Here is a 16,483-nt window from a genome sequence, read left to right on the forward strand (position 1 = left end):
GCCGTTCGTCGCACAGCGCGGTAAAACGGAGGGAAGTAATAAATAATACCAGCATTCCGAATCTGGCATAGGATATATGCCTTCAAAAAAGAGGCCGAAAGCCTCCCTTGCCTCCGATTCGGTGAACGAGGAGCCCGAATTGGATGATTTGGACCTACGGATATTGGATACCCTTGGACGCAATCCCCGTATTTCCATGTCTGAACTCGCGAAGAACGTGCGGATGTCCAGGCCCGCCGTCGTCGAACGCGTCCGGAGGATGGAAAGCAAAGGGGTAATCAGCGGTTGGAGAGTCGACTTCAATCCCGCAAAATTAGGGCTTCCGCTTACATGCTACATCAGGATTAGACCTCTCCAGGGCCATCTTTCTACGATTGCGAATCTGGTGCGCGAACTTCCGCAAGTCGTGGAGTGCCATCGCATTACGGGTGAGGATTGTTTTCTAGTCAAAGCGAATGTGTCGTCAGTCGGTGCCTTGGAATTGATCATAGATCGTTTCCTTCCGTACGGACAGACCACCACTTCGATCGTCCAATCTTCGCCGGTTCCGGTTCGACTGCCGCCACTACCAGAACTTGAGGTGTCATCCAAGCAAAAACGGTCGTAGAATTTTCCGCCCAGTATGCCGGGTAAGTCCCGGCGACCTCACTGCAAACTGGTTCAAGACCAGGCGAGCGCGCGCGAGGTACGACCAAGGTCTATTCGTTTTGAAGGTCCAATTCGAAGAAGCGGGTTCCTTCAATCGGGTTGTACCTGTATGGAGCCGTTTCCCTGAAACCAAGAGATGTGTAAAGCATGATAGCTTCATTCATGGTCCTCAGCGTGTCAAGGCGCATCACTTCGTATCGCAAGCGACTTGCTTCAGCGATTACGCTTTCTGCAAGCCTCCTTCCAAGAGAACGACCTCTGAATTTTGGTCTCACGTAGAGCCGCTTCAGCTCGCAAACCTTTCCATCTGCTCCAAGTTTCCTCAGAGCGACGCAGCCCGCAGGTTCTCCATCAAGCAGTGCAATCAGCAGAACGCCATTAGGTGGGGAGTAATCCCCCGGAAGGGAATTGAGTTCTTCCTCGAAGTTCTGAAATGAGAGATCGATCCCTAGCGACTTCCCGTATTCTGAAAAAAGGTCTCGAGCGGTTCTAATCTGACCTTTTGTCTCGGCGTGCACTATTCTGAACATCGCTAATACACCCCCATATGCATCGGAGAAAGCTTGGAGATATCTTCTCCGTTCAGAGCGACGTTGCGAAACGGGTCGCTGTGGCGCCGCCACGGAAGGTGGTGACGTGTCCGTGTCCGTTCAAGACCGAACCATGCTGGTGGTTTGTACCCATTTTAGGTACAAACCCCGGCCGGGGCATTGTACCTACGGGTTCACTTCCTCTCCTGGCGGAGCCCACGGGAATGGAGGCTGTCAAGGCGAAAAGGGATTACCGGGATAAGCTATGTGGAGCGTTCCCCAAAAATCTAGACTCGAAAGGCTGAAGGCAAGGCAGTCAGTAAGTTCATTTCGTCAAGCTGTAGAAGATCCTGCAGACAGGGTCTTCAGCACGCTTCAGATCAATATTCGAGAACTTATGCCCCTGCTCTTCGAGGTAAGTGGACAACCCCGGTATCTCGATACCCTGTAGCCTCCAAATGGCTGCGAACATCCTAGATGCCCATGGCAGGAACTGCCCAGTTACCTCTAGCCATGTGTCGAGGTCTCTCCTATCCCAGCCGGGGCGATGACGGTGAGCAACCCGAGTCACATGGACGTATCTCGACAACTTGGCGTACAGTTGCCTAACGACATGGTCCTGATCCTTCGAGTATCCCTCGTTCTTCAGTTTCGCTTTGACCACCTCTCGCATCAGCTCAAAGGTAGGCACACGCTCAACGACAAGTTTAGTGGCTTCTCTCGAACACTTGATTGTCTTGCACCCAATCTCCTGAGGATGAACTGGTACTCCAATGGGGGAAGAAAGTCCCTGCCTGTCGAGCTCCTTCGACAGGCGCATGAAATGCTCGTTGCAGTAGCGACTCGCGAAAGCCTCTAGGTAGAAGTGAGTGAAGTCCACTAAGCAATCTGAAACGCTTCTTCCTTCCGTTTTTACCTGACCAACGACTTCCCTGAATGAAAGTGGCCGGATGCCAGAGTAGTATTGCCATAGGTCTGTTGTATACAGCTCGGTGAATGGGCTCCACGACTTTCTTCCTTGCATAAGGTAACTGGTGGACAGGAAGGCTGCTTCGATTGATAGTTCAAGAGAGCGTCGCAGATGGGAAATCCCCTGTGGGACAGCCCGAAGTCTAGCGAGTAGACAGGCCACAAGAAGCTCGTAGGTGGCCTCTTCAGGAAGGTCCCAGGCCACAAAGGCAGCCTCGGGAGGATTCTTTGGGAATACGACGTCTGTAAAGTACTCACCTTGGTGGACGACAATGAAAAGTAGAAAGTGAACCCCGTCGAATGTCTTGACAGCCCGACGGGCAGCTGGGAGCCTGCCCTCGATCTTGAATGTCAATTTGAGAATCTCACTGAGGGAATTTGACCGGTGGATATGATCCCATAACCTAGGCTCATTTTTTGTCTTCTTTGCGGCCTTGTTTGGCCGCGGGTGCTTGTCAATCAATTTCCTCTCGGACTGTGAGTAGTGGTAGTTCCGTTTCAATTCAAAAATTCCCCTTGACTCGTTTTCTCGGATTACCTGATATTGAATGAACGGGTATTCCACTAGCCCTTTTTCCAATCCTGGATGGGAACCCTCAGACGTCTGAGTCTCTTGTAACCTCCCTGTAGGTTGAAGATGTTGGCACTGGGGTCCTTCCTGTAGATGTATCTCAACAGACCCTCGAGCTCCCTTATCATGTCCTCGGGTATGTTATCCCAGATTTCGAAAACCGAAAAGTAATCCCAGGCGTCGCCCTTTCTACTACTTCGAGCATGAGCATTGAGTCGGCCGTGAATGTCCGAGTCTGACATCCCGACGTAAATAACATGAAAAGAGTCTCCGTGTCCCTTCTTCATCAGAACGTAGATTCCCCTGGCTCTCGGAAGAATGCTCCTTTTCTCTTTTGGGATGAACTCAGCACATCGCCTTATGAGGAATAGAATCTCATCGGTCAATGGGGCACGTCCCTCAACGTCAGGCCAGAGAAATGGGTGGTCTTACACCTTATTGCACAACTTGTGCCTGTAGTCGCGTTACCTAGTGCCTTTCTTGGCTTCCAGTTCATGACTAGGATGGTCATTCTCGACTACCAGTGTTTGGCAGGTCAGAAACAATGGCTGGAGAAGGGGAACTGGGAATCGTGACTACTACCTGCCAATGCTTGACTGTGGGCAGCGACGACTAGCGTCTAGAACTGGCTTTGTTGACGAGTTCGACCCAGTTCGTCTGTTCTAGGGCTAGAGGCATGACTCTCCACACATCCGCATTGACATAGAAAGAGATGACCTTATGTCGCTCTAAGCTCGACCTCACTAACGTCTCGAGGAACTCCAGAACCATCGAGTAGCCTCGCACTCTGTTGCCCATGCGGCTCAGCTCCCTGACGGTCGCGAACTCTTCAGGGGCGTTTGCAAGTTTTGTCGCGAGTCGGATGAACCTGGTCAGGTTCTGACAGCGAGCCAAGATCTCTCCGAAGCTCTGTATCTGTCCGCCACGCTCCTCCCTCGCGTAGAATAGGTCATACTCTTTCCTGAAGTAGGAGTTAGGGTCCTGGTCCAGCTTGACGGCCGCCCGCTTGACCATTTCTTCTAGGGCGTAAGCGTCCCGGATCTTCTTCTCTTCGAACGGCCTCTTCTCTTGGCATTCCACTTCGAATTCGTCCGGCCCGGTCTCCTTTGCGACGAAGGCCGGAAGCCTCACGCGCATCCGGAAGTATGCCATCTCGTTTTCCCTGTCAGTCTGCTTGAACTTCTCTGGGATCTCGGAAATCCTGTCCATGGTCTTGGCGAACCCCCTGACCTCGTCCTCGCCGAAGGCGTCGAATACGGCCTCGAGGTCCTTGCCATCATACCACATTTTCCCGTTGGGGCTGACTACGGGGACAAACCGGACCCCATTCTCGCTGACCGATGCCTCGAGGAAGGTCGAGCTGACGACGTCCTCCCCGATTTCTTTGAGCCAGAGCTCGCGGAAGTGCTGGTACACGTTGTCCCCGCTCTCCAGGTACGTGTAGTTGACTCGGCGGATTATGTCGTCGAGGTCGCCGAAGACAATTCCGAGGAACGCCTCCTTCACATCGTCGACCTTGTACGGGTACATTGCTATCACTCCGGGAAGGTCGGCTTCCCAATCGGCTTCCTTCGTCCTGGACTCAGGCTTGTTCTTGGACCACGCTTCTATCTGGGCCTCCAGATGGTCCAGCCGCATCTTCGCTGCTCGCTGACCGGCAACAAGTGGAGCAACCCTTTCCCGGAGGTAGCTCAGAATTCTTGGCCTCACGACGTCGGTCACTATATCCGAAAATGAGGAGCCGAGCTCAAGCTTGAGCCTGTAGAGCGCAAGATACTCACCTGTCCCGATGCGCACACTCTTCCTGACCATGTCTTCCGTAGGCGACTGAACGGTCGACGCAAGGGCGAGGAGTCGGTCCGCTGTCTTCTGATCTCCCCTGTCCAGTGCGGTTTCTATGTGCTTCTTGAGCTCCACCCGCGACATTACTTTGAGGCCTGTCGGAGCTGATTCGGAGCCCAGATCCGAACCTGAGAGGACGAAGCTGTCGCTCAGCCAGGCTTGGAAGGAGGCTTCAGTCTTTTGATCTGCAGTATGATTCTGAGCCCCTTGGTTCTTCTCCGGGTCTCGCTCCTTGGCAGGGGTAGACATCCTCCTGCCTAGTCTAATTGCCGGGGCTTAAGTGTGTAACGTAAACTGTAACATAAGAAGCACTTATAAATAACACAACCATGGTAGGGGGCACCATGACGGCCCAATCGCGTCGTGCAGGGGGTGATTGAGCAAGATGGGGCACATTGATGGAGATCCTGACAAGACCCAGGAGGAGTACGATCTAGACAATCATGCGGACCAGGAGAACCCCAATAACGATGAGTACGACAAGTAGTGAGTTGAGGGCAGTCTAGGCCCCCAGCTCTCCCCCATTTTTTCTTTCATTTCTTTCCAACCCCTCAACCTCCTGTTCGAACCATGGAGGAATGAACCCGTGCACGTAGGAGATGAAGCTTGGTAGCTAGAAGGCATCTACTGTCGTTTGGCTTGATGGTCTTAAGGACTCGGCGTAGTCCCGTAGTCGTCTGATTGTCTTCTCTTGGGCCAATAGCAGGGCCATGAAGAAGGGGTCGGTAGCGAGATTCTTTCCCGATGCGTCGACGGCCTCGCCGAACTGTTCTTTGACCTCTTGATCATGGCGTTCCACAGGTCCAAGTCTTCTTTGCGTAGCGCCCAAGGGAATCCCTTCCACGACTCTATTTCTTCGTCTAGCATGCCTTTCGTCGAATTCGGAAGTTCGCTCGCCATCCGATCTCTACCTCGCAGTCCTTCGAGATAGTTCTGACGGAATCAAGGCCGAACTCCTCAGCGTCTGACCGCGTTGATCACTTGAGGGAGCGCCCCCGCAAAGGCAGTATGCGGGCAATAGTCCGTGTTGTCCAGGGCGCAGTAGAGCTTGAGCTTTCCATCGTCAGCCCTCTTGGCCCTCACCTCCACAACCCTATCCTTCTTGTTGTCCCTGATTATCACCTCGTTGGCCTCCAGGGCGACTAGCTCAAGGAGCGGGACGTAGTTCGAGAACCTCTCATCAACGTAGAGCATGTTCAGCAGAATCTCGCTGACGTAGCCCGCTGCGCTCTTCTTCTCCCTCTTCGCCTTCTTTTTGACCTGGTCGTAAAGTTGCGTGGTCACGGTAATTGTTTTGAACCCTCTGTCTGGCATAGGCTACGGTAAAACTACGGAAGTCTTAAATGTTTACTCGAGTCCAGACGCAAATAATGGTCATGGAGATTTCTTACGCGTTAAAAGCACCTTTCGTTTTCCCAGACGTGGCAGAAGGAGAACCCCTAGAATTGTGTGAGGAGTGCGGCTCCCCACTAGTGGAAGAGTCATGCTCGGGTTGTGGACCCGGCTACATGGACGGGGCCAGCCCTGTGGGCGCCGCCCCCCTTGACAGGCGCGAGCTCTCAAGAGTGCTGGGGAGGAGTGTCGGCACCAGGGCGCACGGATCCTATGCCCTCTCAATCCAGCAGGAAGGGAGGATGGCCCCACTGAGGAAGGGGATCAACGCCCTCGTGGAACAGTTCAACGCATCCTCTGAGGTGAAGGTTGCAGTCAAGCAGAAGGCGGAGCGGACGGCGGTGAAACTGATGGACGAGCTGGGGCCCACGAAGGCTGCAATCGCTTCTGTCGCAGACGAGTTCCTGAGGCTGGGCAGAAACGTCACCGAGGTCAGCCTCTGCATCTCAAGAGTCCACCCTCGAATCGGCCAGCTGAAGGACTTGATAGTCGAAGCCTACCCAATCTCTCCGGGAGATATCGGCGTCCTTGTCAACGGCAGAGCAAGGGGCTTCAAATTTCACCCGAACGGACTCTACACCAATCTGAGGGTTCCCCTGTTCGTTTCGGACGGCGGGGCCCTTCTTGAGCTGAGCAACGCCCGGCTCACACGGAACGGGTACGACCAGAAGAGGGCAGCGGCACTCGGTCAGTCGAGACTGCTGATCACGGCCGACGAGAGGAACTTCGAGCTCTTCAAGGTCCTCGAGGAAGCAAGGCTCCGCGGGGGTCCAGTCGCCAATCGTGCGGACCTGACTGGGGCGCTCAGGAAGTATTCGATTTCAAAGCTGCCACTGACCGAACACCTGCTCCGGGAGGCGGGGCTGCTGCAGAGGGTGAGCGCTGAGTATGCGGAGAGGTACGCTGCGAAGGCGATAGACGGGCGCGGCCGCTCTCCGAAGAAATTGGCAGAGGAGGCAGTGGTGGAGGCGTGCGAGTCGGTCGTGCCCGTGGAGCTGAGCGACCTGACGGTCCAGAAGCACCACCTTAGGCCTTCAGCGATGCGGTCGCTGGTCGTGAAGGGCGAGCTGGATCACTGGCAGGGGTAATCAGACGAAATGCCCTCTCAATTGGTAGCGATACCCCTAGACCATGCACAGCCCCACCCACGACTCGCGTTCCGCTTCAAGTACGACGTCTCATCCTTGGCTGACTCGATCAGGGCTGCGGCGGACGACGCCGTCCCGAACGGGCAGCTTAACCCGGGCAGGGTGATCAGAAGAAAGGACGAGGACGGTTACTACGTGTACATCGGAGTCAGACGCTTCCTCGCCCTGAAACAGCTGAGCCAGAAGACGAAGGACAGGAGGTTCGATTTCTACAACGCCTACGTGGACGAGGGTCTCACAGAGATGCAGATGTTCGTCAGGGCGAGGGCGGAGAACGAAGACGGAAAAGGGGAACGGCAGGGGCTGTCGGTCCTGGAGCAAGCGTCAGGGCTCCTCAAGGTCAGGGGTCCGACAACGGACGAAGAGCTGGACAGCAGCCTGAAGCGCCTCCTCAGCGTGGCCGAGAAACTTGGGGAGGAGAGGCTCAAGAAGCTCTACGACGTGGAGAGGGCCTCGCGATCCAAGTACTCCCTGACACAGCTGGAGCACCTGTGCGAGGTCGAGGGAGAGAAGGAGTTCTACACGACCGCGGCCTCCACAGCCGAGTTCGGTATCGAAGACGCGGATGCCGCCGAAAAGAGCAGGAAAGCCGCATACAGCCTGAATTGGTTCCCCAAACTCTTCCCGAACATCAAGCCAGAGGAAGCGGCACAGGTGCCGAAGAGGGCCGTTGCAGAAAAGCACGAGCAACCCATGGAAGTCCATGAGGAAGCGGTGCTCGTCGCGTCATGTCCCCGCTGTGGCGGGGGAAACATGTTTCAAGTCAAGGGAGAAATCGACGTCACCCAACTCCCGCCCAACCCTGAAGGCGCAAAGGAGACGAAGGTGGCCGAGACGCTCTCCAGGGTGGCGTGTAATTGCTCTCATTGTGGGAAAGAATTCTTCCTTCTCGTCAGGCCTTTGGAAGGAAGGGCCTGGGCCGTCTCATCGCACTTCTCTGCGACGTTCATGGAGCCGGAGGGGAAAATGCAATCGGTAGACCTCCGTTTTGACCATGAGACAAACTCATGGCAGAAGGTGGTCGAAGGGAAGGTGGCCGGTCCCTTGCAGTTACCACTTCCGCGAATGAAGCGGTGATGGTGTGCCAAAGGTCAAGAGAGAGGCCCTGGCAGCGATCATCTCCGCTGAAATGCTCACGCAAGGGGTGTACTTTGATTCGCAGAGCATCTACGCCCTTCCAGTCGACGATAGCCTTGTGGCCAGGACCTTCCGTGCCCTCCTCGACGCTAGGGTAATCGCGCGGTCAACCAGCAGGGCGAAGTACCTCTTCACCGACTCGTTCCTTGAAGAGATGAGAAGACAGATCGCGTCCGGCATGCCCAGAGGAATCTTCGTTCACTATCCGGACCTTACCGTTTTTGACATGTGCGGCATCAAAGAATGGACCGAGTCGGAACTCCAGACTTACGTAAGGCGGCTCAAGGAACGCTGGGCGCTCAGGACGGGGATTCCCTGATGGCGGAGCAGAATCTGAAGCGGCTACGCTCAACTGTTGAGCCTATCTTGCTGCGAGAGTTAGGCTCAACCCTCGACCCTAACCCGTTCGATTCGTTTTAAGCCGCCCGCTCCTGGGTCTTCATGCTAAGCTCGGCGATGCAGAAGATCGAGTCTGCCATCATAGCGGTCGTGCTCGGCCTCGCGATTCCTTTCATCATCACATACCTGGTCTCCGGGGGACAGACATCATCGTTCCTCCTCCCGTGTAACAACCTCGCCTCGGGGGTCTGCAGCGTGGGCACACTCGACGGCAACACGATAACCCTTCCCGACATCCTGGTCAGCACGGCGAACCTGGTCATCACGCTCCTCGCTGGCATCCTAATCATATTCGCGTCCATCTTCGGAATATGGGGTGCGATAGAGTATCTGGGTGCGCGCGGCGGATCGGGCAGGGGCGGGGTCTAGGTCTCCTTCAAGGAATTACGGTCCGTGCTGGTAACCCGGGTTGAAGTCCCGGCGACCGCACAGTAATCTTGGCTTCTGAATATCCTGCTTTGAGCACAATTTATTGTGCTGAAATCCCACCACCCGCACTTCATGCTGAGTTCAAAGCGACGGTACCTAGAAACCGATGCCGATTTTACTCAAGTAATCCATTCCTTCCTTCCATGAGAAACTTGTGTTATTACCGATTTTTTCTGCTTCCAACGCGTCAAACTTCTTGCCTCTTGAAAGGTAGTTGGCAATAAGGAAATAGATGGTTCGTTTTGCCGATTTCGGTGTCTGATCACTGAAGAAGAGGTTCTTTGAGAAATCAATTATCCGCGGCAATACCATTGCGTTGAACGTCTTCGCATTGTGTGGGTCGTATCCATATGCTTCCATCGAATTATACCACGCCGAAAGTAGGAATGCTCTTGTCTTGACATCATACGAATTGCTGTTTAGCCAATTCACTACCTTCCGTTCTTGATCGCCACTCAACAATTCAAGTAAGATTCCCGCTTCTACGTATTCTGCGATTAGTTTCGACAACTGATTCATTTCATCAACTCGTTGTTCGGACATAGTGGTAAGCAGGCGTTCCATCTCCAAAACTCTCGATTTCTTGTGCTCTTCAATGACGTTGAGGTACTGTGGTTTTGTCCACTCTCGGTAATGTTTCGCTCCGAAAAGTCCACGCAATTTTCCGACCTTCTTAGCTGACTAGTCCGAACTCCCTTTGTGCACCTAAAGCATCATGAAATCTCTCTCCGAGTCTAGTCATATGAAGAGAGTACTTACGAACAAACTGCCGAATTATCTCTTCGCCTTGTTGCTCTGTCAGCTTGAGTTGATAGTATGCGCAAAAATCGGGGTTCTTGAAGAGATATTCGTAATGATTGTCTCCTACCGTTTGTTGTACCCTCTCTTGATATTCACTCGGGGCAGCGTAAGGACCGGTCTTCACCTCGAAGAATTTCCAGACACTTGGGCGGTGTCTGATGACGAGAAAGTCCGCGCCGTTGTCGATCTTGATTATCCTAGAAGAGGGAAAGAGCGATCTGAGCCAAAAGTAAGCCAAAGCCTCACCTGCGTCACCTTGACCTCTTTTCGTCCAGACTGACGTAATTTTATGCTGTGACTGCGCATGCTTTAAGGCTAACAAGAGAATGAGAACCGTCTCCTGGCATTCTTGAGCAACGCCTACCTGACGTTCAATACTTTAGCCACAGCATGCTAAGTCCTAATCCCGCCCCCACATTCAATCATGCTCAACGCGTTCTCGACCCCAGGCCCAGAGTCCAGAGAATTTCCGCCCAGCATGATGGGTTCAAATCCCGGCGACCGCACGCTAAGATACGACCGCTTCCGGCACTACATGTAGAGTTGTAGTCCCGGCGACCCCCCTCCATGACGAGTCCGGTTCTGCCTCTTTTAACAGTGTGAGAGTCTGATAATCGGTGCGACACTAGGTGGAATTGAGAGCCGGGATACGCGAGGCTGCTTCCTCATATCGCAAGATGTCCCGATACTTCTTCTATTGCCTCGTCATCATCGGGCTCATTGGAACTGTTACCGGCGCATTCGCCCAGAGCCTGAACCAGCCGCTTCCGCTAACCGTCACCCTTTCCAACGTCAAGGTGAACTCCTATGACATCTATGGGGCCTCCTTCATTGCTGTAGGAGCGACGGTCACCGTGCAGGGGGCGTGGAATGGCGGCCCCCTTCACTTCGGGGGATGGGTGTACGTGGTCGGACACATCACTGGCCCCTTGGGCGGCGCACAGACAACCGTAAACGACACGATTGACAGCGGCGGCTTCAACCCGTCATCCCTCAACTATCCATCGTCCGTGAGTTCCAACCTCAGCTATGTCGGACAGGGTCTCAATCAGCCCTCGCAGATGGACTACTACACACTGGTAATCAACGCGTACAACCAAAACAACACAGTCGTTGGCACATCGGGCTCGCACCTAGGGGTCAGCAACGGGAATCTGTACATCCTCGTGGTCGAGCTTCCGCTCTTCCAAGTTCCCCAGCTCGGGATTACGGCCAGTAACCCGACGTTCACGAGCCTCTTCGCGACGTTTGACCAGCTTCCCTTGGGCGGCTACTACATGCTCCTCGCCGAAGTCGCGGTCATCTTCCTGATTGGTGCCGGGATGATCAACTTCATCCTGTATCTCATGGGAGGAGGTGGGGGGAACGGGAAGGGGGACACCAAGAGGACGCTCGCAGGGCTCGACGGGCTATTCGTGACGCTGCTGATGATCTTCCTCCTCCCCTTCGCCTACAACGCCATAGCAGGATTCGCCAACATCCTCAACCAGCAGATCATCGCCGGGCCGAACAGCTCGTACACAACATACAACGTCAACATCGCGACCGTGAGCTCCAACCTGGCGTTCGGAGGGGACTTTTTCACAGATATCATCGGCTGGATCGCAAGCATCATAGTTTGGGTGATGGAATGGATGCTCGGGACCGCGCGCCTCTTCCTGATAGGATCGGTGATAGTCGCCATGCCGATAGTTCTTGTACTAAGGGACATCAGGTTCACGGCCAGGTTCGCAGGAACGATCGAGGACACGTTCTTCGGGATCATCTTTGCGTCTGTGATTAGCGCTCTCTTTCTTGGACTCGCGGCGAACATCCTCAATAACTACGGCGGCTCGATCTTCAGCGCCGCGGGGGTCGAGAAGAACTGGGTCGCCCTCGCCGCGCTCCTAGGGGCGATACTCGCTCCGACCGTCTTCGCCCCGCTGACCGGCGTCTTCTTTCAGACTATGAGCCAGGTCGGGATGGCGTCCGCGGGAACGGCGATAGCGATTGGAGCAGGAGCGGCAGGGCCGGCGACGGCGGGAATGTCAGGCGGGATCTCGGCTGCAGGTCAGGCGGTTTCTGGCCTGCCCTCGGGGGCAGGGTTCTCACAGAAGGCAGGGGCGGCTCTTGGAGGGTTCGGAGGGGCCTTCGGCCGAGCTGTCCCGCACATGGCTCAGAACATGGCGCTCATGGGGACGGTCGGGACGCTGGGTGGCATGGGGGCGAGCAGGTCGGCGGCGTCAATCAACAGGGCGATCGACATCAAGATGCCTGCGCAGACCTCGCAAAGCATAGTGACCTACAGAGGAGGGATGCTTGCGACCGAACTGAAATTGCCTTTCGAAATGAGAGGGATTGTTGGGAGAGCTCTTGGGGTCGGAGTGCCCCATGAAGAAGTCAGAATGCTCGACTCACAATATCACGAGAATATGTCAATGTTTGAAAGTGCACTCAGAGCGAAAATCGATAGACTTAGGGTTCGATAGTCAGGTCACGTCTGATTCCACGAAGTCCGGCAGGGGTCAAGAACTGGCGAGAACAGGTTTCCTCTCGCCCGGACGGTACTTCCAATGTGATTTCAAGTAGCTCTTGAACTTCTCCGTCAAGAATGGGCCATCTGTCAGCTTGAATCTGATAAGGATCCGTTCCCAGTCATCGGGCCAAACCTCGTAAGCAGAGTACCCTATGTCTTCGGTCTCCGCCTTTGGACCTACTAGCCCTCGCAGGAAATAGATGTGAAGGACTCTGACTACATCTAACTGCAACTCAAGCTGATGTTTCTCCAGGCCCCAGAACGATATCGGATTATCGTCGGTTAGTGGGTCGAAACCGTACTTGGTGCCCATCAAATTAACCAACTTCCGAGAAGTTCTCTCGCATCGCGCTTCTTCATCGGGTGTCAATCTCAGACTTCTGTTCTTTGGGTCTCCCTGCACCTTGGCGAGCCTTTCCTCAAGTTCCTTCTTTGTCTCACGGTACAACCTCTCGAAGATTTCGTTGAGAGCGGTGGAGGTTGTTGGGCTCAGGGTTCTACTAGGAGCGAGGTCCGAAGCCCTGTCAGGAACGAGCAACGACGCGACAGCCGTCATTGGCTCTACTTTGACTGACCTGATTTCATTCCCGTCTGAGTACGCAATTACCATCATCTCACCTTGAGGCTTTATCATCCTAATCGCGTTCTTCTCGAACCCGCCGATCTTGCCTCCTTTCTCGAACAAGACCGATTGACTAGTGATGTGAAGGATTGACTCTTCCCCGTCAACTTTCACCTTCCTGCTGCCTTGCCCTCCCCTTACCTCAGTTTCAGCCATCTGATTTCGCGTTTCCTGAATCATCTCGGTGATTCGGCATATAACTGCCCCTTTGCCAAGCGGTCAGAGCAGTCTGCCAAGCATTGGCGATTTCAGTCGAGCCCTCCCACCCGGAAAGGGTCAGGAGCCAAGAATAGCTTAATATTCACCAGAGCCCTCGACTGCCGTAGATGGCTTCCAAACTCACCGAACTCCACAGGGAAGTGAAGGGTCTCCGAAGAGACATCGAAGAGATAAGGGAGATGCTGATGCCTGAAGTCTCTCCAAGCGCACAGGATAGGAAGGCTGTGGCGAGAGGCAGGAAAGAATACGCGCAAGGCGACGTGGAGGAGTGGGGCGATGTCAGGAAGCGAGTCGCGGACTAGTTGTATCATGTTGTCCTGACCAAGCGAGCGGGCAAGGGTCTGGAAAAGGCGCCCGAACATATCAGAAGGAAGAGCGTCGAGGCGCTGGACGCACTGCAACAATCATTCGCACCAGTCAAACTCTTCGACGTAAAGAGGATGAAAGGGATGGAGGGGGTGTTCAGGATCAGGGTAGGTGACTGGAGGATAATCTATGAGTTTCACAAGAAGGACGGCGTGATAGTGGTCTTGGAAATAGGCCCAAGGGGCAGAGTCTACTAACAACGCCACGGTTTTCAGACCTATGCATGGCACGACCGGACCTGCTTCAGTCTGTTAAATTCAGGTGCTCTCGTTTCTTATGTGGTCAGGATTCTCTGGTTCAAAGAGGCCAACCGCTGGTCGAGGAGGGGGATCCCGCTAAGGCTGGTCTGGGTCAGTCCGAGGCAGCTGGTGATCCTGTTCTTCTCATTCTTGGTTGGGATGGCCTTCTCGGTCCCGCTTTCGACAGCAACGCTCAAGCTGATTCCGGTCGGCTCCTTTCTCCTCGTCGGTTCCGCCTTGGCGTTCTGGCGGGTGAAAATGCTGACACCTGAGCAGCTCATCTTGGTGAGGCTGCAGGGGCTAACGACGATTGCTCCCAAGGTAGCAGCGGAGAAAGAACAGCACCTAGAGAAGGCCCCTGACAGCAAGGAAGAGCCAGGGAAGGAAAGGGCGTTCAGGATTGAAGCTGACACTGACGAGTACTTCACGCCTCTGTCAATAAGCGGTAGATGGAAAAGGACCAAGCAGCCCAGGAAGGTCTCTCTGTTTGTCGATGGGGCGCCGAGACCCGGGACCGACGCGCTTGCCACGCCCATCAGCGAGGCAGAGAGCGCCTATACGATGATTTTCGTACCCACCGCAGCCGACCTAGGTCTTCACGACCTCGAAGTGAGGATTGAGGGCGAGGAGAAGCCGATCCACAGGGTGAAAGTCGAAGTCAAGGTGAAGGGGAAGAGATCCCTGGAGATGAAGAAGGTCTCTTGAGCGCCCCTTTTGCCTACGAGGTGGGCCCGATCAACTACTTCAACCTCAACGAAGGCGAGCGTGGCGCCGTTCTGTCTGGTTTCGCGGCAGCCCTCCAGCAGCTCAGCTCCCCCGTGACCTTCCACGTCAAGCTGGACAGGATGAGCGTCGTGGTCGGGAACGAGCTCTACCAGGTGAAATACCGGCGATACTTCATTGAGGGTGAGCACCCCCTCGAGGGGTTCCTCGCGGCCATGGGTCTGCAGGACAAGTGCGTCAGGGTGATGGAGATCCCAGAGTACCAAGTCACAAACAATCTCAAGAGGTATGCTGTAATAGAGAACGGAGACCTCGCGAAGGCCTACAGCATCACGGGCATCTCTTCAGAACTCGACCCCGCCTTTCTTGCGGTGGACAGGGGGGAAGGGAGCATAATCGACATGACCGACGAGGTGAGGATAAGTATAGAGCCACTCCCCAGAGACGAGTCCAAGACGGTCATCAGGCTCCACGCAGACACGCTGCAGGCCAAGCTTAGTATCGTCCAGATTGCGGGGGGAACAGACAGGGAGCTGACGCAGGAGACGGCCATGGCTGAGGAAGCAGCCAGGGGGGTGATTTCGGGGTCGCAGAAACTCTTCAGAGTGTCGTGCGTCTTGGTACTGAGAGACAAAGACCACTCATCGCTGAAGAAAAAGGCGGAATCCTTCTGGGATGTGGTGATGGGCGTGGTCACTGAGCTCGACTCGCCGAGCGGGATTCAGCACCTCCTGGTATCAGGAAAAGGGCCCGGGTTTCTTCATGGGGCGAACCTGCTGATGCCTACGGACAGCGTCCCGGCTTTCTTCCCGTTTGCCGGGTTGGACATAATCGAGAACAACGGCGTCTTCCTCGGGACGAACCTCCAGACCAAGGGGCCAATCATATACGATGTTTATCGAAGAAGCAACCCGCACATCCTCGTGGTCGGGGCAACAGGCTACGGGAAGTCAATACTCCTCAAGAGCTGGGTTTCCAGGATGGCAATCACATACCCTGACCTGGCCTTCATGGTCTTCGACAGCGTGAAAGAAAGCGAGTACGGCAAGGGCCCCGACGGCACCTATGATCATAGCTTCGCCGGACTCACAGGCGCGAAGGTCATCAGGTTCAACCCAAGAGAGCCGATGGGCCTCGACCCGCTCCTTCTCTTCAACAGGAAGCAAGCCTCGTCCCTCCTTGCAAGGATGGCACACATCAGCGACGGCGAAAGGAACCTGAGGGCCGAGCTAGCAATGGTGGTCCAGTCCGAAGGCACTGCAACGATGCAGGACGTGTACAGCGCGAAAGTCTCCGACCAGCTGAAACTCAGGCTCGAAGCCAACCTGAAGCCGCTGAACTTCATGTTCGAGGGGGAGCCCCAGAAGCCGTACACGAGGACGATTTTCGTACTCGACGACCTCCCTGACGATGAGGAGGTGAGGGGGTCCGCGGTGATCCTGAGCAGCGCCCTGGCGATGGCGGCACTGAAATCCCTCCCGATTCCGCAGAAGAAGGTCCTGCTCATCGACGAGGCCTGGGCCTTCCTTGCCACAGACGATAGGGGCAGATTGTACTTCTCTGAGGCGATGGACATAGTCGCTGAGCCAGGACAGGGAGACACTACAACATCGCATTGGTGCTTGCGACGCAGTACGGGAAGGACCTGATGAGCGGGCAGGGAAGGACGGTCCACGAGTCGTGCGCCACGAAGGTCCTCCTCCACCAGGACTCGGGGGGCCTGGGAGGGGGCTCAGACCTGGCAGCTTCTCTCTTTGGGCTCAGCGAACAGGAGAGGGCCTTCGTGGAGCGGTCTGACAGGGGGTTCGGGATAATGGTCACTGAGCAGGGGAGGGTGCCTTTCTACAACAAGCTGACCGATATGGAGCACAGGTACTTCACGACGACTCCTGACGAGGTGGGAAGACAGGAAAGTTCGGTCACTTGAGGGAGT

At 55.0% G+C, this 16,483-nt stretch carries 18 protein-coding genes; 11 read left to right on the forward strand and 7 right to left on the reverse strand.

Going from position 1 to position 16,483, the window contains the following annotated elements:
- Positions 1–76 precede the first annotated feature (76 nt).
- Entirely contained in the window at positions 77–607 is a 531-nt protein-coding gene (locus tag HY247_08170; GenBank protein QQG48693.1) for an Lrp/AsnC family transcriptional regulator, read from the forward strand.
- A gap of 91 nt (positions 608–698) precedes the next feature.
- Here the strand turns inward: HY247_08170 and HY247_08175 are convergent, their stop codons facing one another.
- The 5 genes from HY247_08175 to HY247_08195 all read right to left on the reverse strand — a co-directional run bounded on the left by HY247_08175 (position 699) and on the right by HY247_08195 (position 5,874).
- Entirely contained in the window at positions 699–1,178 is a 480-nt protein-coding gene (locus tag HY247_08175) for a GNAT family N-acetyltransferase (GenBank protein QQG48694.1), read from the reverse strand.
- Positions 1,179–1,503: 325 nt separating this feature from the next.
- Complete coding sequence (locus HY247_08180; GenBank protein QQG48695.1) at positions 1,504–2,610, reverse strand: hypothetical protein; 1,107 nt, start codon at positions 2,608–2,610, stop codon at positions 1,504–1,506.
- A gap of 101 nt (positions 2,611–2,711) precedes the next feature.
- Complete coding sequence (locus HY247_08185) at positions 2,712–3,104, reverse strand: GIY-YIG nuclease family protein (protein ID QQG48696.1); 393 nt, start codon at positions 3,102–3,104, stop codon at positions 2,712–2,714.
- A gap of 226 nt (positions 3,105–3,330) precedes the next feature.
- Complete coding sequence (locus HY247_08190; protein QQG48697.1) at positions 3,331–4,644, reverse strand: hypothetical protein; 1,314 nt, start codon at positions 4,642–4,644, stop codon at positions 3,331–3,333.
- An 873-nt stretch (positions 4,645–5,517) separates the two neighbouring features.
- The gene (locus HY247_08195; GenBank protein QQG48698.1) at positions 5,518–5,874 is read right to left on the reverse strand and encodes a hypothetical protein; all 357 of its coding nucleotides are present in this window, start codon (positions 5,872–5,874) and stop codon (positions 5,518–5,520) included.
- A gap of 194 nt (positions 5,875–6,068) precedes the next feature.
- Here HY247_08195 and HY247_08200 point away from each other — a divergent pair, with 194 nt between their 5' ends.
- The 4 genes from HY247_08200 (at position 6,069) to HY247_08215 (ending at position 9,005) form a co-directional block, all read left to right on the forward strand.
- Positions 6,069–7,040 carry a hypothetical protein gene (locus tag HY247_08200; GenBank protein QQG48699.1) on the forward strand — a complete coding sequence of 324 codons (972 nt, stop codon included), beginning with the start codon at positions 6,069–6,071 and terminating at the stop codon, positions 7,038–7,040.
- Positions 7,041–7,049: 9 nt separating this feature from the next.
- Positions 7,050–8,177 (forward strand): hypothetical protein, encoded by a 1,128-nt coding sequence (locus HY247_08205; protein ID QQG48700.1) that lies wholly within the window; start codon positions 7,050–7,052, stop codon positions 8,175–8,177.
- 4 nt (positions 8,178–8,181) lie between these two features.
- Positions 8,182–8,556: a hypothetical protein gene (locus HY247_08210; protein ID QQG48701.1), complete on the forward strand. Its 375-nt coding sequence runs from the start codon at positions 8,182–8,184 to the stop codon at positions 8,554–8,556.
- A 122-nt stretch (positions 8,557–8,678) separates the two neighbouring features.
- Positions 8,679–9,005, forward strand: coding sequence for a hypothetical protein (locus tag HY247_08215; protein ID QQG48702.1), 327 nt, complete (start codon positions 8,679–8,681; stop codon positions 9,003–9,005).
- A 156-nt stretch (positions 9,006–9,161) separates the two neighbouring features.
- Here the strand turns inward: HY247_08215 and HY247_08220 are convergent, their stop codons facing one another.
- Entirely contained in the window at positions 9,162–9,725 is a 564-nt protein-coding gene (locus HY247_08220; protein QQG48703.1) for a hypothetical protein, read from the reverse strand.
- A 776-nt stretch (positions 9,726–10,501) separates the two neighbouring features.
- Between HY247_08220 and HY247_08225 the strand changes: the two genes are divergently transcribed.
- Positions 10,502–12,334: a hypothetical protein gene (locus HY247_08225; protein ID QQG48704.1), complete on the forward strand. Its 1,833-nt coding sequence runs from the start codon at positions 10,502–10,504 to the stop codon at positions 12,332–12,334.
- 36 nt (positions 12,335–12,370) lie between these two features.
- Here the strand turns inward: HY247_08225 and HY247_08230 are convergent, their stop codons facing one another.
- Positions 12,371–13,183: a hypothetical protein gene (locus tag HY247_08230; protein QQG48705.1), complete on the reverse strand. Its 813-nt coding sequence runs from the start codon at positions 13,181–13,183 to the stop codon at positions 12,371–12,373.
- 146 nt (positions 13,184–13,329) lie between these two features.
- On the opposite strand from HY247_08230, the gene HY247_08235 reads away from it, so the two are divergent.
- The 5 genes from HY247_08235 to HY247_08255 all read left to right on the forward strand — a co-directional run bounded on the left by HY247_08235 (position 13,330) and on the right by HY247_08255 (position 16,477).
- Positions 13,330–13,524, forward strand: a complete 195-nt coding sequence (locus HY247_08235) for a hypothetical protein (protein QQG48706.1) — start codon at positions 13,330–13,332, stop codon at positions 13,522–13,524.
- On the forward strand, positions 13,525–13,785 hold the full coding sequence (locus HY247_08240) for a type II toxin-antitoxin system RelE/ParE family toxin (GenBank protein ID QQG48707.1): 261 nt from the start codon (positions 13,525–13,527) through the stop codon (positions 13,783–13,785).
- A gap of 81 nt (positions 13,786–13,866) precedes the next feature.
- Positions 13,867–14,532 carry a hypothetical protein gene (locus HY247_08245; protein QQG48708.1) on the forward strand — a complete coding sequence of 222 codons (666 nt, stop codon included), beginning with the start codon at positions 13,867–13,869 and terminating at the stop codon, positions 14,530–14,532.
- Complete coding sequence (locus tag HY247_08250) at positions 14,529–16,199, forward strand: hypothetical protein (GenBank protein ID QQG48709.1); 1,671 nt, start codon at positions 14,529–14,531, stop codon at positions 16,197–16,199. Before HY247_08245 ends, HY247_08250 begins: the two co-directional genes overlap by 4 nt.
- Positions 16,199–16,477 carry a hypothetical protein gene (locus HY247_08255; protein ID QQG48710.1) on the forward strand — a complete coding sequence of 93 codons (279 nt, stop codon included), beginning with the start codon at positions 16,199–16,201 and terminating at the stop codon, positions 16,475–16,477. Before HY247_08250 ends, HY247_08255 begins: the two co-directional genes overlap by 1 nt.
- Positions 16,478–16,483 lie beyond the last annotated feature (6 nt).

This window comes from archaeon, from assembly GCA_016432545.1.
Taxonomy (GTDB): Archaea; Thermoproteota; Nitrososphaeria; order Nitrososphaerales; family Gagatemarchaeaceae; genus UBA183.

Bases quoted from the DNA above. Each gene is read 5' to 3' on its own strand.
- HY247_08255 (QQG48710.1), top strand. From the start codon at position 16,199: ATGAGCGGGCAGGGAAGGACGGTCCACGAGTCGTGCGCCACGAAGGTC.
- HY247_08200 (QQG48699.1), top strand. From the start codon at position 6,069: ATGGACGGGGCCAGCCCTGTGGGCGCCGCCCCCCTTGACAGGCGCGAG.
- HY247_08205 (QQG48700.1), top strand. From the start codon at position 7,050: ATGCCCTCTCAATTGGTAGCGATACCCCTAGACCATGCACAGCCCCAC.
- HY247_08170 (QQG48693.1), top strand. From the start codon at position 77: ATGCCTTCAAAAAAGAGGCCGAAAGCCTCCCTTGCCTCCGATTCGGTG.
- HY247_08175 (QQG48694.1), bottom strand. From the start codon at position 1,178: ATGTTCAGAATAGTGCACGCCGAGACAAAAGGTCAGATTAGAACCGCT.
- HY247_08195 (QQG48698.1), bottom strand. From the start codon at position 5,874: ATGCCAGACAGAGGGTTCAAAACAATTACCGTGACCACGCAACTTTAC.
- HY247_08190 (QQG48697.1), bottom strand. From the start codon at position 4,644: ATGTCGCGGGTGGAGCTCAAGAAGCACATAGAAACCGCACTGGACAGG.
- HY247_08215 (QQG48702.1), top strand. From the start codon at position 8,679: ATGCTAAGCTCGGCGATGCAGAAGATCGAGTCTGCCATCATAGCGGTC.
- HY247_08235 (QQG48706.1), top strand. From the start codon at position 13,330: ATGGCTTCCAAACTCACCGAACTCCACAGGGAAGTGAAGGGTCTCCGA.
- HY247_08230 (QQG48705.1), bottom strand. From the start codon at position 13,183: ATGATTCAGGAAACGCGAAATCAGATGGCTGAAACTGAGGTAAGGGGA.